21 protein-coding genes and 1 tRNA gene are annotated in these 21,267 nt (G+C 73.5%); 14 read left to right on the plus strand and 8 right to left on the minus strand.

All coding sequences use genetic code 11. The features are described from left to right. Window positions 1–17: 17 nt before the first annotated feature. Window positions 18–851: a methyltransferase domain-containing protein gene (locus ACZ5OX_RS08885; protein ID WP_465629331.1), complete on the minus strand. Its 834-nt coding sequence runs from the start codon at window positions 849–851 to the stop codon at window positions 18–20. Window positions 852–1,065: 214 nt separating this feature from the next. On the opposite strand from ACZ5OX_RS08885, the gene mshA reads away from it, so the two are divergent. Both mshA and ACZ5OX_RS08895 read left to right on the plus strand, forming a co-directional pair. Then, a complete protein-coding gene (gene mshA / locus ACZ5OX_RS08890; RefSeq protein WP_465629332.1) occupies window positions 1,066–2,439 on the plus strand; it encodes a D-inositol-3-phosphate glycosyltransferase in 1,374 nt (457 codons plus the stop codon). 70 nt (window positions 2,440–2,509) lie between these two features. Next, window positions 2,510–3,064: a type III secretion system chaperone family protein gene (locus ACZ5OX_RS08895; RefSeq protein WP_465629333.1), complete on the plus strand. Its 555-nt coding sequence runs from the start codon at window positions 2,510–2,512 to the stop codon at window positions 3,062–3,064. A gap of 9 nt (window positions 3,065–3,073) precedes the next feature. On the opposite strand, the gene ACZ5OX_RS08900 is transcribed toward ACZ5OX_RS08895, so the two are convergent. Beyond that, window positions 3,074–4,363, minus strand: coding sequence for an MDR family MFS transporter (locus ACZ5OX_RS08900; protein WP_465629334.1), 1,290 nt, complete (start codon window positions 4,361–4,363; stop codon window positions 3,074–3,076). Between the two features lie 151 nt (window positions 4,364–4,514). On the opposite strand from ACZ5OX_RS08900, the gene ACZ5OX_RS08905 reads away from it, so the two are divergent. Together ACZ5OX_RS08905 and ACZ5OX_RS08910 are read left to right on the plus strand one after the other, a co-directional pair. Beyond that, window positions 4,515–5,273, plus strand: a complete 759-nt coding sequence (locus ACZ5OX_RS08905; RefSeq protein WP_465629335.1) for a phosphoglyceromutase — start codon at window positions 4,515–4,517, stop codon at window positions 5,271–5,273. A gap of 276 nt (window positions 5,274–5,549) precedes the next feature. Next, entirely contained in the window at window positions 5,550–6,146 is a 597-nt protein-coding gene (locus ACZ5OX_RS08910) for a lytic polysaccharide monooxygenase (RefSeq protein ID WP_465629336.1), read from the plus strand. A gap of 84 nt (window positions 6,147–6,230) precedes the next feature. Here the strand turns inward: ACZ5OX_RS08910 and ACZ5OX_RS08915 are convergent, their stop codons facing one another. Continuing rightward, window positions 6,231–6,410 carry a hypothetical protein gene (locus tag ACZ5OX_RS08915; RefSeq protein ID WP_030288526.1) on the minus strand — a complete coding sequence of 60 codons (180 nt, stop codon included), beginning with the start codon at window positions 6,408–6,410 and terminating at the stop codon, window positions 6,231–6,233. A gap of 231 nt (window positions 6,411–6,641) precedes the next feature. After that, window positions 6,642–7,331, minus strand: a complete 690-nt coding sequence (gene phoU / locus ACZ5OX_RS08920; protein WP_449788317.1) for a phosphate signaling complex protein PhoU — start codon at window positions 7,329–7,331, stop codon at window positions 6,642–6,644. Between the two features lie 306 nt (window positions 7,332–7,637). Between phoU and ACZ5OX_RS08925 the strand changes: the two genes are divergently transcribed. Then, window positions 7,638–9,023: a sensor histidine kinase gene (locus tag ACZ5OX_RS08925; RefSeq protein WP_449788316.1), complete on the plus strand. Its 1,386-nt coding sequence runs from the start codon at window positions 7,638–7,640 to the stop codon at window positions 9,021–9,023. Between the two features lie 2 nt (window positions 9,024–9,025). Then, complete coding sequence (phoP, locus tag ACZ5OX_RS08930) at window positions 9,026–9,721, plus strand: two-component system response regulator PhoP (protein ID WP_392867887.1); 696 nt, start codon at window positions 9,026–9,028, stop codon at window positions 9,719–9,721. Window positions 9,722–9,822: 101 nt separating this feature from the next. On the opposite strand, the gene ACZ5OX_RS08935 is transcribed toward phoP, so the two are convergent. Then, window positions 9,823–10,488, minus strand: a complete 666-nt coding sequence (locus ACZ5OX_RS08935) for a DUF461 domain-containing protein (RefSeq protein WP_465629337.1) — start codon at window positions 10,486–10,488, stop codon at window positions 9,823–9,825. A gap of 427 nt (window positions 10,489–10,915) precedes the next feature. On the opposite strand from ACZ5OX_RS08935, the gene ACZ5OX_RS08940 reads away from it, so the two are divergent. From ACZ5OX_RS08940 to ACZ5OX_RS08970, 7 genes are all read left to right on the plus strand, one after another. Beyond that, on the plus strand, window positions 10,916–11,398 hold the full coding sequence (locus tag ACZ5OX_RS08940) for a CarD family transcriptional regulator (RefSeq protein WP_014136563.1): 483 nt from the start codon (window positions 10,916–10,918) through the stop codon (window positions 11,396–11,398). Window positions 11,399–11,695: 297 nt separating this feature from the next. Beyond that, window positions 11,696–12,451, plus strand: a complete 756-nt coding sequence (gene ispD / locus ACZ5OX_RS08945; protein ID WP_392868763.1) for a 2-C-methyl-D-erythritol 4-phosphate cytidylyltransferase — start codon at window positions 11,696–11,698, stop codon at window positions 12,449–12,451. Beyond that, on the plus strand, window positions 12,441–12,971 hold the full coding sequence (gene ispF / locus ACZ5OX_RS08950) for a 2-C-methyl-D-erythritol 2,4-cyclodiphosphate synthase (RefSeq protein ID WP_465629338.1): 531 nt from the start codon (window positions 12,441–12,443) through the stop codon (window positions 12,969–12,971). Before ispD ends, ispF begins: the two co-directional genes overlap by 11 nt. 141 nt (window positions 12,972–13,112) lie before the next feature. Then, window positions 13,113–13,508 carry a PPOX class F420-dependent oxidoreductase gene (locus tag ACZ5OX_RS08955; RefSeq protein ID WP_449788313.1) on the plus strand — a complete coding sequence of 132 codons (396 nt, stop codon included), beginning with the start codon at window positions 13,113–13,115 and terminating at the stop codon, window positions 13,506–13,508. 94 nt (window positions 13,509–13,602) lie between these two features. Then, window positions 13,603–14,997 (plus strand): cysteine--tRNA ligase, encoded by a 1,395-nt coding sequence (gene cysS, locus ACZ5OX_RS08960; protein ID WP_465629339.1) that lies wholly within the window; start codon window positions 13,603–13,605, stop codon window positions 14,995–14,997. 137 nt (window positions 14,998–15,134) lie between these two features. After that, window positions 15,135–16,127, plus strand: coding sequence for a 23S rRNA (guanosine(2251)-2'-O)-methyltransferase RlmB (gene rlmB / locus ACZ5OX_RS08965; RefSeq protein WP_449788311.1), 993 nt, complete (start codon window positions 15,135–15,137; stop codon window positions 16,125–16,127). A gap of 204 nt (window positions 16,128–16,331) precedes the next feature. After that, window positions 16,332–17,990: a DoxX family membrane protein gene (locus ACZ5OX_RS08970; protein ID WP_465629340.1), complete on the plus strand. Its 1,659-nt coding sequence runs from the start codon at window positions 16,332–16,334 to the stop codon at window positions 17,988–17,990. Window positions 17,991–18,181: 191 nt separating this feature from the next. On the opposite strand, the gene ACZ5OX_RS08975 is transcribed toward ACZ5OX_RS08970, so the two are convergent. The 3 genes from ACZ5OX_RS08975 to ACZ5OX_RS08985 form a co-directional block, all read right to left on the minus strand. Next, window positions 18,182–18,973, minus strand: coding sequence for a nucleotidyltransferase family protein (locus ACZ5OX_RS08975; RefSeq protein ID WP_465629341.1), 792 nt, complete (start codon window positions 18,971–18,973; stop codon window positions 18,182–18,184). 123 nt (window positions 18,974–19,096) lie between these two features. Then, a complete protein-coding gene (locus ACZ5OX_RS08980; protein WP_392867866.1) occupies window positions 19,097–19,552 on the minus strand; it encodes a hypothetical protein in 456 nt (151 codons plus the stop codon). A gap of 221 nt (window positions 19,553–19,773) precedes the next feature. Next, window positions 19,774–20,865: an ABC transporter ATP-binding protein gene (locus tag ACZ5OX_RS08985; protein WP_465629342.1), complete on the minus strand. Its 1,092-nt coding sequence runs from the start codon at window positions 20,863–20,865 to the stop codon at window positions 19,774–19,776. Window positions 20,866–21,149: 284 nt separating this feature from the next. Between ACZ5OX_RS08985 and ACZ5OX_RS08990 the strand changes: the two genes are divergently transcribed. Continuing rightward, a tRNA-Thr gene (locus ACZ5OX_RS08990) sits at window positions 21,150–21,223 on the plus strand. Window positions 21,224–21,267: the final 44 nt, after the last annotated feature.

Here is a 21,267-nt window from a genome sequence, read left to right on the forward strand (position 1 = left end):
GTCCGGTCGGCCGCCCGCTACGGCGCGAGCGCCGACCAGGGCACCGTGACCTCGCCCTGCCGCCACCGGCCGCGCGCGTCCACCAGCGGCCAGCTGCCCGCGAGCGCCGCGCAGGCCGCCGCCCAGCGCTGCCGCGCCCCGAACGCCCCGTACGGCGCGGCCGCCGCCCAGGCCCGGTCGAAGTCGGTCAGGAAGGCGTGCACCGGCCGCCCCGGCACGTTGTGGTGGATCAGTGCCTTCGGCAGCCGCTCGGCCAGGTCGGAGGGCTGGCCGAGGCCGCCCAGCCGGGCCGCGAAGGTCACCGTCCGGGGCCCCTCCGGGCCGAGCGCGACCCAGACGTGCCGCCGTCCGACCTCGTCGCAGGTGCCCTCGACCAGCAGCCCGTCCGGGGCGAGCCGTGCGCACAGCCGCTCCCACACCCCGGCCACCGCCGACTCGTCGTACTGCCGCAGCACGTTGGCGGCCCGGATCAGCTGGGCCGGCGCGCCCCCGTCCAGCGGCACCTCGAAGCCCCCGCGCCGGAAGGTGAGCAGCGGCGGCTCGGCGTACGGCAGCGCGGCGGCGACCCGCTCCGGTTCGATCTCGATCCCGACCACCCGGACGTCCGGCCGCACCGTGCGCAGCCGCCCGGCCAGTTCGACGGCGGTCCACGGCGCGGCCCCGTAACCGAGGTCCACCGCGACCGGCGGGCGGTCGGCGGCGCGCAGCGCGCGGCCCAGGGTGTGGGCGATCCAGCGGTCCATCCGGCGCAGCCGGTTGGTGTTGGTGGTACCCCGGGTGACCGTTCCCACCGGGCGTCCGGTCCGTCCGCGGGCGGGCGCGGCGGGAGCGGGATCGAAGGAGGCAGCCATGCCCAGAAGGGTAGTCGGGCCGCCGGGCCGACCGCGCTGACCTGGGGCGATGGGCCTCGGTCCGGCCGGTGGGCGGGGGCGGGAATGCCCCGGGCGGTCCGTGTGGTTGGCACACTGGTGGTGATGTGTGCCCAGGACGGGGCAGCGCACACCGGACAACGGGCGGCCCGGCGCGGGCGGCCTAGACGGGCCGCACAGAGGAGGCTTCAGCCAGGTGATCCAGCACCCCGTCCGTTCGGTACGCCGTGCCCAGTCCGCCGCCCCCGCGCGCGGCCGGCTCCAGTCGCTCGTCCCCGGCCGCCGCCGCCCGCGCCGGATAGCCATGCTGAGCGTCCACACCTCGCCGCTGCACCAGCCCGGCACCGGGGACGCCGGCGGGATGAACGTCTACATCGTCGAGCTGGCCAAGCGCCTGGCCGACCTCGACATCGAGGTCGAGGTGTTCACCCGGTCGATCTGCTCGGACGACGCGCCGACGGTCGAGCTGGCCCCGGGCGTGCTGGTGCGGCACGTCACCGCCGGGCCGTACGAGGGCCTGGTCAAGGAGGACCTGCCGGCCCAGCTGTGCGCCTTCACCCACGGGGTGCTGCGGACGGAGGCGGGCCACCGCCCCGGCCACTACGACCTGGTGCACTCGCACTACTGGCTCTCCGGGCAGGTCGGCTGGCTGGCCGCGCAGCGCTGGGGGGTGCCGCTGGTGCACACCATGCACACCATGGCGAAGGTCAAGAACGCCGCGCTGGCCGTGGGCGACACGCCCGAGCCTGCGGCCCGGGTGATCGGGGAGACCCAGGTGGTGGAGGCGGCCGACCGGCTGATCGCCAACACCACCGAGGAGGCCGCCGAGCTGGCCCGGCACTACGGCGCCCGGCCGGACCAGCTGGCCGTCGTCCACCCCGGGGTCAACCTGGACGTCTTCCGCCCCGGCGGGCCGCGGACGTCCGCCGCCGCGCGGGCCCGGCTGGGCCTGCCGCAGGACGCCGCGGTGCTGCTGTTCGCCGGCCGGATCCAGCCGCTGAAGGCCCCGGACGTGCTGCTGCGGGCGGTCGCCGCGCTGCTGGCCCGCCGTCCGGAGCTGCGCGAGCGCCTGGTGGTGCCGGTGGTCGGCGGTCCGTCCGGCACCGGGCTGGCCCGGCCGGAGAGCCTGCACAAGCTCGCCGCCCAGCTGGGCATCTGCGACGTGGTGCGGTTCCACCCGCCGGTCGGCCAGCCGCAGCTCGCGGACTGGTACCGCGCGGCGACGGCGCTGGTGATGCCCTCGTACAGCGAGTCCTTCGGGCTGGTCGCGCTGGAGGCGCAGGCCTGCGGCACCCCGGTGGTGGCGGCCGCGGTCGGCGGCCTGCCGGTCGCGGTGCGGGACGGCGAGACCGGCACCCTGGTGCAGGGCCATGACCCGCTGGACTGGTCGTACGCGCTGGAGCCGTACGTCACCGACCGGGGCCTGGTGGCGCGGCGCGGCGAGGCGGCGGCCCGGCACGCGGCCGCCTTCGGCTGGGACACCGCCGCGGCGACCACCGCCGAGGTGTACGCCGGAAGCATGGCCCGCCCTGGCGGCCGGTTCGCCGGGGCCAGGCAGCGCCTGGGCTGAGGCCGCGAGCGGGTGAGGTCGCGGGCGTCGGGGCTGCGCCCGCCCGGTACCGGCGAGTAACGTCACCCCCATGGCAATCCGCACCAAGGACGAGGCCCTGACCCTCCTGCGCACCGCCCTGGACGACGCCGAGGTGGCCTGGGAGCCGGCCGCCGCCGACCCGTACACGCTGGTGGCGGCCCTCCCCGGCACCCGGAAGCTGAGCACCGCCTGCGCCCTGCGGGTCGGCGACCACACCCTCTCGGTGAACGCCTTCGTGATCCGCCGCCCGGACGAGAACCACGAGGCCGTCTACCGCTGGCTGCTGGAACGCAACACCCGGATGTACGGCGTCGGGTACGCGATCGACGCGCTCGGCGACGTCTACCTGGCCGGCCGGCTGCCGCTGGAGGCGCTCACCCCGCAGGTCGTGGACCGGCTGCTCGGGACGGTGCTGGAGAACGCCGACGAGCCGTTCGACACCCTGCTGGAGCTGGGCTTCGCCACGGCGATCCGGCGGGAGTGGGAGTGGCGGACCAAGCGCGGGGAGTCCACCCGCAACCTGGCCGCCTTCGCCCACCTGGCCGCCCCCGCCCCCGGGACCGACGCCCCCGCCCCCGGGGCCGACGCCCCGGACGCCGGCTGACCCGTCCGCTCAGGCGCCCGCCGGGGCCTTCTCCGGCTCCGCCGCGGGCGCCGCGACCTCCGTCGCCACGGGCCGGCGGCGCCCCACCGCGCCCGTCCGGCGGGCCAGCACCAGGTACCCGGCCGCGGTGGCGGTTCCGACCGCCCCACAGGTCGTCCAGAGCACCACCGGCCCGGCGTGCTGGAGCAGCAGCCCGCCGCCCGCCGGGCCGAGGAACGAGGCGAGCGACCAGGAGAGGCTGAACACGCCCTGGTAGCGACCGCGCCCGTGGGCCGGCGCCAGCTCGGCGACCAGGCCCATCATCACCGGCGTGTTGAGGATCTCGCCGACCGTCCAGACCGCCACCGAGAGCGCGAACAGCCAGGCCGAGGACCCGGCCACCGCCGCCAGCCCGAAGCCCCAGCCGGTGAGCAGACAGCTGGCGATCAGCAGCCCGGTCCGCGAGCGGCCCTGCATCCACCGGGTGAGCGGGATCTGTAGGACCACGATCAGCAGCCCGTTCAGGCCGATGACCAGGCCGTACTCGGTGGAAGTGATCCCGGCCGCGCCCATGTCCACGGCCAGCGTGGTGCTGCCCTGCTGGAAGACCAGCGCGAGCATCAGGGTCAGCCCGACCAGCGCCATGAACGGGGCGTCCCGGAACACCGAGAGCAGGCTGATCCGGGGTTCGGCGGAGTCCGCCGACTGGTCGGGAGCGACCTGCGGCCTGGTCTCCGGGATCCGGACGAAGATCACCAGCGCGCAGACCAGGGTGGAGAACGCGTCCAGCAGGAAGAGCGTGAGGTACCCGTGGGTGGCGATCAGACCGGCCAGGGCGGCCGAGAGGCCGAAGCCGATGTTGACCGCCCAGTAGTTCAGCGAGTACGCGCGGACCCGGTCCTCGGGCGGCACCAGGTCGGCGATGACGGCCGAGGTGGGCGGCCGGGTGGCGTTGTTGAACAGGCCCACCAGGAAGGCCACCACGGCGATCGCCACCTGGCCGTCCGTGAAGCCGAGCACGGTGGTGAACAGCGCGGTGCCGAGCTGGGCGCCCAGCAGCGTGGGGCGTCGCCCGATCCGGTCGGTCAGCACGCCCGCGAGGAGTGCCGCGGCGGCCGAGCCGAGGCCGAACAGCGAGGCCACCAGGCCCGCGTAGGAGGCCGAGTACCCCCGGTCCTTGGTCAGGTACATCGCCAGGAACGGAACGACGAACGCGCCCAGCTTGTTCACCAGGGTGCTCACCCAGAGCCACCAGAACTGGCGCGGCAGCCCGCCCGCCGTCTCCTGGAGCACTCTTCGGAACCGGGCGGTGACGAGCATGTGGGGGCTCCCGAGGGCAGGCGTCCGCTGAGCGGCGCGGGCAGGCCCGGTCAGCCGACGAATGTAAGTGTCAGATGCGCGGGTCACACATTACACAGCGGTCGTAGGTCCCCACCAGGGGCTTTCCGCCCCCCCCACTAAGCTGGGGGCCATGGCTGACACGACGTACCGACTCATCCTGCTCCGCCACGGCGAGAGCCAGTGGAACCAGAAGAACCTGTTCACCGGTTGGGTCGATGTCGACCTCAACGAGAAGGGCGAGAAGGAGGCCGCCCGCGGCGGCGAGCTCCTGGCCGCCGAGGGCCTGCTTCCCGACGTGCTGCACACCTCGCTGCTGCGCCGCGCCATCCGCACCTCGCAGATCGCCCTGGACAAGGCCGACCGGCACTGGATCCCGGTCAGCCGCACCTGGCGGCTGAACGAGCGCCACTACGGCGCGCTCCAGGGCAAGGACAAGGCCCAGACCCTGGCCGAGTTCGGCGAGGAGCAGTTCCAGCTGTGGCGCCGCTCGTACGACACCCCGCCGCCGGTGCTGGCCGACGACGCCGAGTACTCCCAGGCCGGTGACGCCCGCTACGCCGAGATCCCGAGCGAGCTGCGTCCGCGCACCGAGTGCCTGAAGGACGTCGTCGAGCGGATGCTCCCGTACTGGTACGACGCCATCGTCCCGGACCTCGCCGCCGGCAAGACCGTCCTGGTCACCGCCCACGGCAACAGCCTGCGCGCGCTGGTCAAGCACCTCGACGGTATCTCCGACGAGGCCATCGCCGGCCTGAACATCCCGACCGGCATCCCGCTGGTGTACGAGCTGGACGCCGACTTCAAGCCCGTCACCCCGGGCGGCCGCTACCTCGACCCGGACGCCGCCGCGGCCGCGATCGAGGCGGTCAAGAACCAGGGCAAGAAGTAGGCCACTTGCCGCTACGGCCCCGCCGCCCGGGCAGACCGGGTGGCGGGGCCGTCGTTCGTTTTCGGTCGGTTCGAGGCCAACCCGATTGCCTGGCAAGGGAGTTGGGAAGTCGGCAAAGTGGTTCAGACCATTGACGGGCTCGGCCGGCGGCTCCTACCGTGAGGGCACCGGACCGGCGCAGGCATGCCAGGAGCTCCCCCGTCCGGGCCGCCGCACCCCCAACGCGCGCGTCTGCGCCCCGGCGCACACTCCATCCACCCCCACGGAGGAGCATCCATGCGCACACGCCACATCGTCGGGGCGGCCGTCGCCGCGCTGGCGATCCCGTTGACCCTCGCCTTCCCGGCCTCGTCCCACGGCTGGATCTCGACCCCGCCCAGCCGCGCCGCGCTCTGCGACACCCACGTCGACGGCGTCCCGTGGGACTGCGGCGACATCCAGTGGGAGCCGCAGAGCGTCGAGGGCCCCAAGGGCTTCCCGGCCCTCGGCCCCTCGGACGGCACCATCTGTGCCGGCGGCAACGCGCGCTTCGCCGAGCTGGACGACCCCCACGCGGGTGCCTGGCCGACCACCCCGGTGACGGCGGGTCGGCAGCTCACCTTCACCTGGACGTTCACCGCCCGGCACGCGACCACGGACTTCCGGTACTACATGACCAAGCCGGGCTACGACGCGAGCCAGCCGGTCACCCGGGCCAACCTGGACCTGACGCCCTTCCTGACCGTCCCGTACGGCGGGGTGCAGGTGCCGAGCACGCTCAGCCACACCGCGACCATCCCGGGCGGGCGCACCGGGCACCAGGTGGTCGTCGCGGTCTGGACGATCGCCGACACCGGGAACGCCTTCTACTCCTGCACCGACGTCAGGTTCTGACCCCGCGAGGGGACGGCGACCCGAGCGAGGTGCACGGCCGCCGGAAGACCGTGCACCTCGGGGACTCCGCGGGCGACGGGCCGCTCAGTGGCCACCGCAGCAGCCGCCGTCGGCTCCGCCGCACTGGCAGGGCGCGCCGGACTGGCAGCCGCAGCCGCAGCCCGGGCCGCAGCCGCAGCCGGCGGCGAGGACGGGGAGCAGCTTCGGGGCGGGTGGCTCGACGGTGTCGTGGGCGGTTGCCGGTCGGGTCGGGTTGGCCTTCATCGAGCTTCCCTCCTAAGGACGGGCGCACTCCTGTGCCCCCACCGTCGAGTGAAACCGCCGAACGGAGGGGGCGTCAACGGGCGCGCAGTGGTGGGGCGCACGGAGGACCGTGCGCCCGCACCACCCTCGTCACGGGTTTACTCACCCCTCGGGGTGAGCCGGGGGAGCCGGGGCAGCCGGGGCAGCCACGGCGACCGCCGGTACCGCCCCCGCCGGTACGGGGACCGGCGGTCAGTCGACCGGCGCGGCCTCGGCGGCCTCGGTGGCGGCCACGAACTCGGCCACGTGCTCGCCCGTCACCAGGTACACCACGCGCTTGGCGACCGACACCGCGTGGTCCGCGAAGCGCTCGTAGTAGCGGCCGACCAGGGTGATGTCGACGGCGGTCTCGATGCCGTGGTGCCAGCGCTCGTCGATCAGGTGCGACAGCAGCTCGCGGTGCAGCGAGTCGATCGCGTCGTCGTCCTGCTCCATCTCCAGGGCCTTGTCGACGTCCTTGGTGGCTATGACCAGGCCGGCCTTGGCCACCAGGCGCTGGGCGAGCTGGCCCATCTCCAGGACGGTGGATTGCAGGTCGCCCGGCACCGCGGTGTCGGGGTAGCGCATCCGCGCGACCTTGGCGACGTGCCGGGCGAGGTCGCCGCAGCGCTCCAGGTCGGCGCTCATCCGCAGCGAGGTGACGACGATGCGCAGGTCGGTGGCGACCGGCTGCTGGCGGGCGAGGAGGTCGATGGCCCGGTTCTCCAGCTCGTGGTGGAGGTCGTTGACCTTCTCGTCGGCGGCGATCACGCTCTCCGCCAGCGCCAGGTCCGCGTCGAGGAGGGCGGTGGTGGCCCGGCCCATCGCCGATCCGACCAGCCGGGCCATCTCGACCAGGCTGTCGCCGATCGCATCGAGTTCCTCGTGGTACGCGTCGCGCATGTTCTCTCCTCAGTAGCTGTGTCGGTGGCGGTGCCGACCGGTCGGCCCGTCCGACCGTCGTTCCGGCGTCCGGGTGACCGCTGCTGGTGGCGCGCATCGTACGCGCACACCCGAGCCGGTGGCCGCTGTTCGGCACACCGATCTCTCCCACACGGGCTGCCTGGCCAACTTTCCGCCGCCAGGGCGACGGTGCACGGCCGCTCCGGTGAATCGGCAGCTACCTGAAGGTGAATTCTCGGCAACGCATGGTCGATGCCTTGATCCCACGCTTGGGGAGTGCCCTGGCCGTGCGCTTACGCTGGCCACATGGACGTGAACGTGGCTGCCGCCGCTGCCTGTGCCATAGCCGGGCTCGGCGTCGGCCTCACCGCCTCCATCGCCTTCCGCTGGAGCGAGCGCGAGCAGGCCAAGGGCAGGTACAGCGGAACCGGCGGCAGGAACCCCGGCCGGTACCAGTCCCTGGGCACCGGCCACCCCGAGCCGCCGCTGCCGCCCGGGGTCGACACCGTACTCTCCGTGCTCCGCTCCTGCGCGATCGTGCTGGGCGAGGGCGACGAGGTGGTCAAGGCCAGCTCGGCGGCGTACGCGATGGGCCTGGTGCGCGGTGGCGCCGTCGCCGTGGACCAGATGCTCTCGCTGGCCCGCTCCACCCGCCGGGACGGCGAGATCCGCCAGGTCGAACTGGAGGTGCCCCGGCCGGGCGCGGCCCGAGCGGCGGAGCCGCTCGCGGTCTCCGTCCGGGTGGCGCCGCTGGGCTCCCGACTGGTGCTGGTGCTGGTCGAGGACCAGACCGAGCGGCGCCGGGTGGAGGCCGTCCGCCGGGACTTCGTGGCCAACGTCAGCCACGAGCTCAAGACGCCGGTCGGTGCCCTGTCGCTGCTCTCCGAGGCGGTCGTCGACGCGTCCGACGACCCGGAGGCGGTGCAGCGCTTCGCCGGCCGCATGCAGGTCGAGGCGGCCCGCCTGGCCAGCCTGGTCCAGGAGATCATCGACCTCTCCCGGGTCCAGGACGACCGGCTGATGGTCGACCCGGAGCCGGTCGCGGTGGACGAGCTGATCGTCGAGGCGATCGACCGCTGCCGCCAGCAGGCCGCCGCCAAGCAGATCCTGATCGCGGCGGGCGGCATCGCCGGCCTCTACCTGCACGGCAACCGCGGCCAGCTCGCCGCCGCGCTCGGCAACCTGGTCGAGAACGCCGTCAACTACAGCCCGCCCCGCACCCGGGTGGCCATCGCCACCCGCCGGATCTCCAGCGCCGCGGCGCTCGGGGAGGCGGACGGCGAGCTCATCGAGATCTCGGTCACCGACCAGGGCATCGGCATCTCCGAGAAGGACCGCGAGCGGGTCTTCGAGCGGTTCTACCGCGTCGACCCCGCCCGCTCCCGGGCGACCGGCGGCACCGGTCTGGGCCTGTCCATCGTCAAGCACGTCGCGGCCTCGCACGGCGGCACCGTCTCGGTGTGGAGCGTCGAGGGCCAGGGTTCGACCTTCACCGTCCGCCTGCCCGCGGGGCGGGCCCCGGTGGAGGACGAGCCCGACGACGAGTTCGACGACGGGACGGACCACGCGCCGGGCGGCGACCCCGCCGCACCCCCGACCCTCACCACGGACCGCAAGGCCCGTTCGCTCCCCGCCGGGGAGCGGGAACAACACCTGTCAGACACAACCCCTCAGCTTGCCCCGGAGGCCTGATCGTGACCCGAGTACTGGTGGTCGAGGACGAGGAGTCGTTCAGTGACGCCCTCTCGTACATGCTCCGCAAGGAGGGCTTCGAGGTGGCCGTCGCCGCCACTGGCCCCGACGCCCTGGAGCAGTTCGAACGCAATGGTGCCGACCTCGTCCTGCTCGACCTGATGCTGCCGGGCCTGCCCGGCACGGAGGTCTGCCGCCAGCTCCGGGTGCGTTCCAACGTCCCGGTGATCATGGTGACCGCCAAGGACAGCGAGATCGACAAGGTCGTCGGTCTGGAGATAGGCGCTGACGACTACGTCACCAAGCCGTACTCCACCCGCGAGCTGGTCGCGCGGATCCGCGCGGTGCTGCGCCGCCGCGGCGAGGACGGCGGCGCGGGGGACAACGGCAACGGCCCGGGCGCCCTCGAGGCGGGCCCGGTCCGGATGGACGTCGACCGCCACGTGGTGACGGTGGACGGCGCCAAGGTCGACCTGCCGCTCAAGGAGTTCGACCTGCTGGAGATGCTGCTGCGCAACGCGGGCCGGGTGCTCACCCGGATGCAGCTGATCGACCGGGTGTGGGGCGCGGACTACGTCGGCGACACCAAGACCCTGGACGTCCACGTGAAGCGCCTGCGGGCCAAGATCGAGCCGGACCCGGGCGCGCCGCGCTACCTGGTCACCGTCCGCGGCCTGGGCTACAAGTTCGAGCCGTAAACCGCCCCGACCACGCGGAAGGCCCCCGCCGGCAGCAGCCGGAGGGGGCCTTCGCGTCGCTCAGGCGGGCCAGGGCGGGCCCACCGGAGCGGAGTGCGGCGTCAGTGCGCGGCCGGGACGGCCGGGGCGGTGGTGCCGGCCGGGACGGCGCCGCCGGTGGTCGGCGCGCCCGGGGTGGTGCCGGCGGCCGGGGCGGTGGCACCGGGGGTGGTGGTCTTGGCGGGGGTGGCGGTCGGCGACGGGGTCGGACCGTAACCCTGGTAGAGGCCGTGGCCGTGCTCGCCCGAGTCCGGGCTCACGGCGGCCTGGGCCTCGACCTTCTGGCCGTCCTTGAAGGTGAAGACGGTCGGGGCGAAGCCGCCGACGTGGACGGTCGCGGAGGAGGCGGTGGCGGTCGGGTTGCCCTGACCGCCGATCGCCACGGCTCCGCCGGCCGGGACGACGATGCTGGACAGCGGCGCGCCGGCGGCGTCCGCGAAGGTGGTGGCGGCACCGCCGACGGTGACGGACTGGAGCTCGGCCGGGGCGTCCGCGGTGTTCGCGATGTTCACGACCACGTTCGCGGGACCGGTGTGGTCGCCGACGGCGCCCTCACCGGTGACGACCACGATGTTGTTCAGTCGGAGGTGCGTTCCGATGGTCGCCGCCGCGTTGTCCGGCTTGATCTGCAGGGTGTCCGGCGTGTTGCCGGCGGCGCAGGAGGACAGCGAGGCGATGGCGATGGCGGCGATGGCGGCGATGCTGCCGCGTCGAAGGCTGCGGCTCACGGCGGCGGCTTCTCCTAGGTCACGTGTCGGTAGGTCAGGTCTCAGATTATCGACCTCGCTTATGCGCTCCTCACGGGGTGGTCCCCGTGTCGCTCTCCCGGGGCCCGCCGGAGGCCGTCCGGCGGTACGGTCGGCATGCTCGGGTCACGTGACGGACAAGCTTCGACCAAGATCGAATAACGATTCGGCCGCGACCCGGAAAGGGGTGAAAGCTCAAGATCCAATCACGGTTGCGGGGGTGTTGCGCAAGGGTTTCGCCGAACCCCGGAACCGCCTCCGACCTGCGGGAAGCCCCTCTCGAACACTGGTCGCAGCACGTCATGGGGGTCCTTGTCAAGCCCCGAGACCGGCCCTGACCTGCGAAAACGCCCTTCGGGTGGGCCGAGAAGCGTGTTATTCTGGAAAGCCACGGAAGGGGTCCTGTCACATGACGTTCAAGGTTGGCGACACGGTGGTCTACCCCCATCACGGGGCCGCGCTGATCGAGGCCATCGAAACTCGCCAGATCAAAGGTGTGGACAAGACCTACCTGGTGCTCAAGGTGCAGCAGGGAGACCTGACGCTCCGCGTGCCCGCCGAGAACGCGGAGTTCGTCGGCGTGCGCGATGTAGTCGGCCAGGAGGGTCTGGACCGGGTCTTCGAGGTGCTGCGGGCGCCGTACACGGAAGAGCCGACCAACTGGTCCCGTCGCTACAAGGCGAACCTGGAGAAGCTCGCCTCGGGCGACGTCATCAAGGTCGCCGAGGTCGTCCGCGACCTGTGGCGCCGCGAGCGCGAGCGCGGCCTCTCGGCCGGCGAGAAGCGGATGCTCGCGAAGGCGCGCCAGATCCTCGTCAGCGAGCTCGCGCTGGCGGAGAACACCAACGAGGACAAGGCGGAGACGCTGCTCGACGAGGTCCTCGCCTCGTAGCGCACGCCACCGCAGTGCGGTCGGGCTGCCGCCCAACGCTCACAGCGCCCGGTGCCGACGCACCACTCCGCGGACGAACCGTTCGCGAGTGGTGCAGTGGCACTTCGGGCGCTGAGGCATGTCCGGACCACGCCACCCGCCCCAGCCGGCCCAGGCCTGCAAGAGCGTTTCTGCACCCGTTGTCGTGCGGAGCTTGCGGAGCTGTGCGGCGGGCGGTGGACCGTGGTTCTTCGGAAGGGGCCCGGTGCGCCCGCCGGGCACGCCATGGCCATACCCACTTCGCCGAAGGAGTGAAACCTGAACGCGTCAGGAGCAGTCGCAGCAGCAGTGGTGCCCGCCGCCGGACGCGGTGAGCGGCTGGGGCCGGGGGCCCCGAAGGCCCTGCGGGAGCTCGGGGGCGTGCCGCTCCTGGTGCACGCCGTCCGGGCCCTGGCCCGCAGCCGGGCGGTCGGCCTGGTCGTGGTCGCCGCGCCCGCCGACGGGGTGGCCGAGGTGGTCGCCCTGCTGGACAGCCACGGGCTGGACGACAAGGACATCCGGGTGGTGGCCGGCGGGGCGACCCGCCAGGAGTCGGTCCGACTGGGCCTGGCCGCGATCCCGGACGAGGTCGGGATCGTGCTGGTGCACGACGCGGCCCGCCCGCTGGTCCCGGTCGAGGTGGTGGACACCGTCGCGGCCGCCGTCCGGGCCGGGGCGCGGGCGGTGGTGCCGGCGGTGCCGCTGGCCGACACGGTGAAGCGGGTCGAGCCGAACCCGGGTGGCCCCGAGCCGGTGCTCGACACGCCCGAGCGCGCCACCCTTCGCGCGGTGCAGACCCCGCAGGGCTTCGACCGGGCCACCCTGGTCGAGGTGCACGCCAAGGCGTTGGCCGAGGAGAGCGCGGGCACCGCCGACGCGCCCGCGGTCACCGACGACGCCGGCCTGGTCGAGCGCTACGGCGGCCGGGTCGTCGTGGTGCCCGGCCACGAGGAGGCGTTCAAGGTCACCCGTCCGCTGGACCTCGTGCTCGCCGAGGCCGTACTCGCCCGCAGGAGGGCCGCCGATGCCTACTGACCCGACGACCGCCGCTCCGGTGCCCGCCACCCCGCAGGCCCCGGTGATCCCCCGCGTCGGGATCGGCACCGACGTGCACGCCTTCGAGGCCGGCCGCCCGCTCTGGGTGGCCGGGCTGGAGTGGCCGGACGCCGGGGTCGGGCTCTCCGGGCACTCGGACGCCGACGTCGCCGCGCACGCCGCCTGCGACGCGCTGTTCTCGGCCGCCGGGATCGGCGACCTGGGCGCCCACTTCGGCACCGACCGCCCGGAGTGGGCCGGCGCGTCCGGGGTGAAGCTGCTCGGCGAGGCGGCCCGGCTGGTCCGCGCGGCGGGCTTCGAGATCGGCAACGTCTCGGTCCAGGTGATCGGCGTGCGGCCGAAGATCGGCAAGCGCCGGGCCGAGGCGCAGGCCGCGCTGTCCGAGGCGGCCGGTGCCCCGGTGTCCGTCTCCGGCACCACCACCGACGGGCTGGGGCTGACCGGCCGGGCCGAGGGCCTGGCCGCGATCGCCACCGCCCTGGTGTACGAGCGGCGTTGAGCCTGCCGCGCCGAGCGGCGGGAAGAAACCGTCCCTGACGGGTGTTCACCCGGTGTCCGCGGGGCCCGAGTCGCTACTGTTCGGCTCGGGCCCGTACGGGACTTCCGCTCGGGCCGCACCGCCGACGAGAAGAGGTAAACCGTGTCCGCCCAGCTCTCCGACCGTGCCAAGGCCCTGCTCGACACCAAGAGCTTCGCCGTGGTCTCCACGATCCAGCCCGACGGCAGCCCCCAGTCCACCGTGGTCTGGGTCAAGCGGGAGGGCGACGACATCCTGTTCTCCACCGTCCAGGGCCGTCGCAAGCACCTCAACCTGGTGCGGGACCCGCGGGTCTCGATCCTGATCAACCCGGCGGACAGCCCGTACGAGTACCTGGAGGCGCGCGGCGAGGTCTCGATGACCACCGAGGGCGGCCGGGAGCTGATCGACGAGCTGGCCGGCAAGTACATGGGTCAGGACAAGTACACGATGGACGGTCCGGACGACGTCCGGGTGACCGTCCGGCTCGCCCCGAGCAAGGTGCTCGGCAACATCTGAGCCGCGTCCGCGGCAGCGTCCGACCCCGCCACAGCCCACCGTTTCCCGGGGGAATGTGGCGGGGCACCCCCTGCTGCCCACTACGCTTGACGCTGTGAGCATTCGTCTGTACGACACCAGCACCCGCCAGGTACGCGACTTCGTCCCGCTTGTACCGGGTTGTGTCTCGATCTACCTGTGCGGCGCTACCGTCCAGTCGGCGCCACACATCGGGCACATCCGGTCCGGGCTCAACTTCGACATCATGCAGCGGTGGTTCGCCTACCGCGGCTACCAGGTGACCTTCGTCCGGAACGTCACCGACATCGACGACAAGATCATCGCCAAGGAGCGCGAGTTCGGCACGCCGTGGTGGCAGATCGGCTACCAGAACGAGCGCGCGTTCAACGACGGCTACGACGCGCTGGGCTGCCTGCCGCCGACCGTCGAGCCGCGGGCCACCGGGCACATCCCCGAGATGATCGAGATGATGCGTGGGCTCATCGAGACGGGCCACGCCTACGCGGCCGACGGCAACGTCTACTTCGACGTCCGCTCGTACCCGGACTACCTGGCGCTCTCCAACCAGAAGCTGGACGACCTGCGCCAGCCCGAGGGCGAGGGCGAGACCGGCAAGCGGGACCAGCGCGACTTCGCGATGTGGAAGGCCGCCAAGCCGGGCGAGCCGAGCTGGGAGACCCCGTGGGGCCGCGGGCGTCCGGGCTGGCACCTGGAGTGCTCGGCGATGGCCCACAAGTACCTGGGCGCCGCCTTCGACATCCACGGCGGCGGGCTGGACCTGATCTTCCCGCACCACGAGAACGAGATCGCCCAGTCCAAGGCCTACGGCGACGACTTCGCCAACTTCTGGGTGCACAACGCCTGGGTCACCATGGCCGGCGAGAAGATGAGCAAGTCGCTGGGCAACTCGGTGCTGGTCTCCGAGATGGTCCGGGCGTGGCGGCCGATCGTGCTCCGCTACTACCTGGCGGGCCCGCACTACCGCTCGATGATCGAGTACAGCGAGGAGTCGCTGCGCGAGGCCGAGGCCGGCTTCGGCCGGATCGAGGGCTTCGTCCAGCGCGCCGTCGAGCGCTGCGGGACGGTCGACGCGGCGCCCGAGGTGCCGCCGGCCTTCGCCGAGGCGATGGACGACGACTTCGGCGTGCCGCAGGCGCTGGCCGTCGTGCACACCGCCGTCCGCCAGGGCAACAGCGCCCTGAACGCGGACGACAAGGAGAGCGTGGTGGCGCGACTCGCCGAGGTCCGTGCGATGCTCGGTGTACTGGGCCTCGACCCGCTCGACCCGCAGTGGGCCGGGGCGGAGCGCGGCGAGGACCTCCACGGTGTGGTCGACTCGCTGGTCCGCCTGGTCCTGGACCAGCGGCAGGCGGCGCGCGAGCGCAAGGACTTCGCCACCGCGGATGCCATCCGCGACCAGCTCGGCCTGGCCGGGCTGGCGATCGAGGACACCCCGTCCGGCCCGCGCTGGACGATCAACAGCCAGTAACCCCATCCGACGATCGGGGTGATGGGTGGGCCGTACCGGACCGGTACGGCCCTCCCGCATGACGTAGCGCATGCCGTCGACCGCCACCGGGCAGACCGGGGCGGCCGGGGCATGCCGGACAGACAGGAAGTACAGCCATGGCCGGCAACAGCCAGCGCAGGAACCGCCGCAACCCCGGATCGAAGAAGGGCGCGTCTGTCGGTACCGGCGGGCACAGCCGGAAGGCCCTCCAGGGCAAGGGCCCGACCCCTCCCGGCGAGGAGCGCAAGGGCCACCCGAAGCAGCGCGCCGCCAACGCCGCGCTCAAGCGCGAGCGGGACGCCAAGGCCCGGGCCGGCATGCGCCGGGCCGGCGGCGGCGGTCGCGGCGGCCGCGGCGGTGCGGGCAGCGCCGAGCTGGTCTTCGGCCGCAACTCCGTGGTCGAGGCCCTGCAGGGCGACGTGCCGGCCAACGCGCTGTACGTCCAGCAGTTCATCGACACCGACGACCGGGTCCGCGACGCCTTCCAGGCCGCCAACGACCGCGGCATCCCGCTGATGGAGGCCCCGCGGCCCCAGCTGGACCAGATGACCGGCGGGATGAACCACCAGGGCTTGGTGCTCCAGGTGCCCCCGTACGAGTACGCGCACCCCGAGGACCTGCTGGCGGACGCCGCCGACGCCGGCCAGGACCCGCTGATCATCGCGCTGGACGGCGTGACCGACTCGCGCAACCTGGGCGCGGTGGTCCGCTCCGCCGCCGCCTTCGGCGCGCACGGCGTGGTCATCCCCGAGCGCCGCGCGGCCGGCATGACCGCCGGTGCCTGGAAGACCTCCTCCGGCGCCGCGGCCCGGCTGCCCGTCGCCCGGGCCACCAACATGACCCGCACCCTGGAGGCCTACCAGAAGGCCGGCCTGATGGTGGTCGGCCTGGCCGCCGACGGCGAGGCCGAGATCGGTGACCTGGACCTGCTGAACGGGCCGGTCGTGATCGTCGCGGGCAGCGAGGGCAAGGGCCTGTCCCGCCTGGTCTCGGAGACCTGCGACATGCGGGTCCGGATCCCGATGTCCGGCCTGACCGAGTCGCTGAACGCCGGTGTCGCGGCGGGCATCGTGCTGTACGAGGCCGCGCGGCTGCGGGCCAAGCGCTGAGCGCCGTCGGGCGCCGCTGAGCGGCGCCCGGGGCCCAGCACGGCCGGGGTCCGGAACGCAGGCGATCTTCCGAATTCCCCGCAAACAGAGTGAAGGCGATCGGGCCCGACCGGGCCCGATCGCTTTTTTCATGATCACTTCAAGTGTGTGTCGGACCTCCACTCGGGAGAGTGTCCTAAGCGGCCGTCACCCGGTTAGACGGGCGTGGACACCAGAACACCTCGGCGCCCCCTGTTCGGCGACGGCAGCACCGGGATAGACGCGGGCCCCGGCCTCAACACCGTCAAGGTGGAGTCGGACCCTTCGCGGCTCAGCAGCACCCAGGCGAGCTTCCGGCTCCGGCTCGGCGCCCCGGTGGCGCCGCTGATCGAGGCCCCGGCCGGACTGCTGTCCACCGGCGCCGCGTTCGGCGACCCGTACGCCAACCAGGGCCTGATCCGCCGTCCGCTGGTCACCCCGCAGGTCGTCGTGCCCGCCTCCGCCGTCCCGGCGCTGGCCGGGGCCGGGGCCGGCGGCGCGCCGCGCCGCAAGGGTCGGGTCACCGCCGTCACCTGGACCGGCCAGGCGCCCCCCGGGGACATGGCGGCCACCCGGCTGCTGGAGGCCGTGCGCGGCACCCCGGCCGGCGGCGTCCGCCTGGCCGAGGCGGACACCCAGGTGCTCCCCTCCCTCGCGGGCGTCCGGACCCTCCCGCGCCAGCCCCGCGAGGGCGCCGGCACCGCCACCCATGCGGGCATCGGACCGGTCGGCGAGCCGCACGGCTGGACCCCGAGCGGCGAGCTGCCCGAGGTCTCCGCCGCCGACGCCGAGGGCAGGCAGCCCTGGTACCCGGGCCGCCGGGTCGACCTCGGCCTGGTGCTGCTGCCGCTGCGCGCCGTCCTCGGCTCGCTCTCGGTCTACGCCGGGTTCAGCAAGCTCTGCGACCCGGTGTACTTCGACGGCGGCGAACGCGGCTCGATGATGCGCTGGCTCTCCTCGCTGCACCCCTGGAAGGTCGCCGAGCCGCTGCTGGCCTTCGCCATGGCGCACCCGGTGGGCGCCGGCCTGGTGGTGTCGTTCACCCAGATCGTGGTCGGCGTGCTGACCGTCCTCGGCCTCTGGCAGCGGTTCGCCGCCGGCGCGGCGATGGCGCTCTCCGCCGCGCTGCTGTTCACCGTCAGCTGGCGGGCCGTCCCGGTCTACGACACCCCGGACCTGATCTTCCTCGCGGCGTGGAGCCCGCTGCTGATCGCCGGGGCGCCGTTCGCCTCGCTGGACGGGCGGCTCAACCTGGAGGCCTGGCGCCGGTTCGGCGCGGACGCGCCCGGGGCGCTGCGCCGCCGGGTGCTGCGCCGCGGCACCGTCGTCACCACGGTCGTGGTCGGGCTGACCCTGCTGCTCGGCTCGATGCTCGGCGCCGCCGTCCGCACCGGCGCCCGGGCGCACCAGGCGCCGGACCGCCCGGCCACCGACTACGGCACCCCGGTCTGGCCGTCCGGCAGCCCGTCCGGCGCCCCCGGCGGCAAGGGCACGTCCACCACGCCCCCGCCCGCCGCGCCGCGCCCCGCCACCCCCACCCCGAGCGCGACCACCCCGCCCGGCACGCCGTCCGCCAAGCCGGCCACCCCCACGCCCAGCGGCAAGGGGCACCCGGGCAAGGCGGACGCCGGGTCGGGCGCCTCCCCGGCCGCGTCCCCCCCGGCGGGCGGCTCGGGCGGCACCGCTCCCGCGTCGCGCGGCACCCCGGGCGCCGGCGGCGCGGGGTCGGGCTCCAAGGCCAGCCCGAACCCCGGCGGGCTGCTCGGCGGGGTGCTGGGCAGCGCGCCGCTGGCCGACCTGTCCGGCGGTCGGGCCTCGCACCCGGGGGCGCCGACCGCGACCTGAGGGACCGGTGACGGCGATCGGCCGGGCGCTCCGTGGGGGAGCGCCCGGCCGATCGCCGTTCGCGGGCGGTGCCGCGGCTCCGCGGCCGCGTGGTGTGGCGGCCCGGGCCTACCGGAGGCTCCGGGCTACCGGGGACCGGGCTACCGGAAGGTCCGGGCTAGCGGAAGGTCCGGGCTAGCGGAAGGTCCGGGCTAGCGGGGGGTCCGGCCGGCGCCGGAGGCGAGCTCCTTCGCCGCCTCGGTGAGGTCCTTGGCGGTGTCGATCGCCCGCCAGTACACGCCCTGCGGCAGCTGGTAGCCCGCCAGCCGCTTGCCGCGGGCGAGTTGGGGGAAGGTGGTGCGCTCGTGGTCGCCCACGTCCGGCAGCAGCTCGGCGAACTCCGGGCTGAACACGTACAGGCCGGCGTTGATCAGGAAGGGCGAGGGCGGGGCCTCGATGAAGTCCAGCACATTGCCGAACTGGTCGGTCTCCACGGCGCCCCAGGGGATCCGCGGCCGGGCCAGCGCGAGCGTCGCGACGGCGTCCCGCTCGTGGTGGAAGGCGGCCATCTCGCGCAGGCTGAAGCGGGTCCAGATGTCGCCGTTGGTGGCGTACCAGGGCTCGTCCGGGCGGGGCAGCGCCTTGGCCGCGTACTTGAGCCCGCCGCCGCGCCCGAGCGGCTCCGCCTCGACCACGGTGCGCACCCGCAGCGGCAGGTCCGCCTTGTCCAGCCACTCCTCCAGCACGTCGGCGAGGTGCCCGCAGGAGACCACGACGTCGGTGACGCCCTCCTCGGCCAGCCAGGCCAGCTGGTGGCCCAGGATCGGCGTGCCCGTCCCGGGGATCTCGACCAGCGGCTTCGGGCGGTCGTCCGTATAGGGGCGCAGCCGGGAGCCCTGGCCGCCGGCCAGGATGACGGCCTGGGTCACGGGCGTCGTGGTCGGCCGGGGCCGCGGGCGCGGGGCGGACGGGAGGTCGGCGGCGGAGCCGGAGTCAGCGCTCATGCCTGAACAATAAGGCGGCGGACGGGGGCGTCCGCCGCCTCGGTGGCCTCGGGCTCCGGACCTTGGGACTTCGAGGCCTTGAGGCCTTCGATGTCCTCGGCGTGCTCGGCGTGCTCGGCGTCCTCAGCCGACGACGCCGGCCGCGAACGAACCGTCGCAGACCGGGCGGGCGAAGGAGCGCGCCCGCTGGACGTCGCCCTGGTACTTGCGCACCGCCGCCTTGCCCAACTCGGTGGACAGCGAGGTGCAGTAGGGCGTCAGCGAGGGCTGCTCGCGCATCGAGCGCTCCAGCAGGTCCAGCGCGGCGGAAGGGTTCTTGGCGCGCAGCTCGTCGAGCAAGGCCACCCGCAGCGACTCCTGCGGGGCGAGCCCGTCCGCGGCCTTGGCCACGGCGCCGGCCGCGTTGTTGGAGCGCCCGATCCCGGCGCCGTCGCCGCTGGACGCCGCCACGACCTGCTGGTCGAGCCCGGTCGGCGGGGCCCACGGGACCCGGGTCACGGCGAGGGTGCCGGTGGTCACCAGGACGACCGGCAGGGTCAGGGCGACGGTCTGGCCGATACGGCGCAACAGCTGCTTCACCCTCAGGAGAGTAGCGGTGGGTACGGGCCGGATCGCCCTCCGTTACACCATCGAGTGACACGGTGTCCGGTTTCGTCCCCTTGCCGTGTTGACGCGGGGGCGTACGGGCGGAGCCCGCCGGACCGCGAGGGTCCGACGGGCTCCGGGGCGTGCCGTGACGTGTCGTGACACGTCGTGGAACTGGGTGGCGTCTGGTGACGCTTGGTGACGCGCAGTCCGCGTCAGTTGCTCAGACGCAGGCCGGAGCTGGTGGAGAAGACGTGGGTCTCGTTGGCGATCGGCACGACGTGGATGGTCTCGCCGCGGGCCGGGATCTGGCGGCCGGGGACGCGGACGACCAGGTCGTGGTCCTCGCCGCCGATCTGGGTGGTGCCGTAGACGAAGCCGTCCGAGCCGAGCTCCTCGACCACGTTGACCGTCACCGCGACGCCCTCGATGCCGCCCGCCGGGACGATCTCGAAGTGCTCGGGGCGGATGCCGACGGTCACCGTCTTGTCGGCGCCGGCGCCGGCCAGGTTCTCGCGGGAGATGTTGACGACCGAGCCGCCGAACTTCACGCCGCCGTCCACCAGCGGCACCTTGACCAGGTTCATGGCCGGCGAGCCGATGAAGCCGGCCACGAAGAGGTTGGCGGGCTTGTCGTACATGTTGCGCGGGGTGTCGACCTGCTGGAGCAGACCGTCCTTGAGCACCGCGACCCGGTCGCCCATGGTGAGCGCCTCGGTCTGGTCGTGGGTGACGTACACCGTGGTGATGCCCAGGCGGCGCTGCAGGCCGGCGATCTGGGTGCGGGTCGAGACGCGGAGCTTGGCATCCAGGTTCGACAGCGGCTCGTCCATCAGGAAGACCTGCGGCTGGCGGACGATCGCACGGCCCATCGCGACGCGCTGGCGCTGGCCACCGGAGAGCGCCTTCGGCTTGCGGTCCAGCAGCTCGGTGAGGTCGAGGATCTTCGCGGCCTCCTCGACCTTGGTGCGGATCTCCGCCTTGTTCACGCCGGCGATCTTGAGCGCGAAGCCCATGTTGTCGGCGACGGTCATGTGCGGGTAGAGCGCGTAGTTCTGGAACACCATGGCGATGTCCCGGTCCTTCGGCGGCAGGTGGGTGACGTCCCGGTCGCCGATCCGGATCGCACCGGCGTTGACGTCCTCCAGACCGGCCAGCATGCGCAGGCTGGTCGACTTGCCGCAGCCCGAGGGGCCGACCAGCACGAGGAACTCGCCGTCCGCGATCTCCAGGTCCAGCGCGTCCACCGAGGGCTTGTCCGCCCCGGGGTAGACGCGGGTCGCCTTGTCGTACGTGACAGAAGCCATGGTCGTTGCTCTCCTTCACCGGCAGGAACGTGCCGGACGATCCGAGTAAAGGGGGTGGGTCCGTGCTCCGCCGGCCCATCAGTGGTCTGAACCACTACACGAGCCGACTCCCGGCGACGCTACCTGCGCTTCCGCCGCTTGTCAGCCCCCACCCGACCCGATTTCGGCATCGGTTCCATCACGTCCACCCATCCCACCAACCCCTGGATATCCCCCCATCCCGTCCCCCGCGCCCGGTAGACTGCCCCCCGGTGCCGCCGTGATCCCTCGCGGACGGCCACCGTGCCTCCTTAGCTCAGCTGGCCAGAGCACCGCTCTTGTAAAGCGGGGGTCGTCGGTTCGAACCCGACAGGGGGCTCAGCGGCAGGTGGGAAGGGCCGGTCCGACGGGTGTCGGGCCGGC

The sequence above is a fragment of the Kitasatospora sp. NPDC032121 genome (assembly GCF_055580145.1).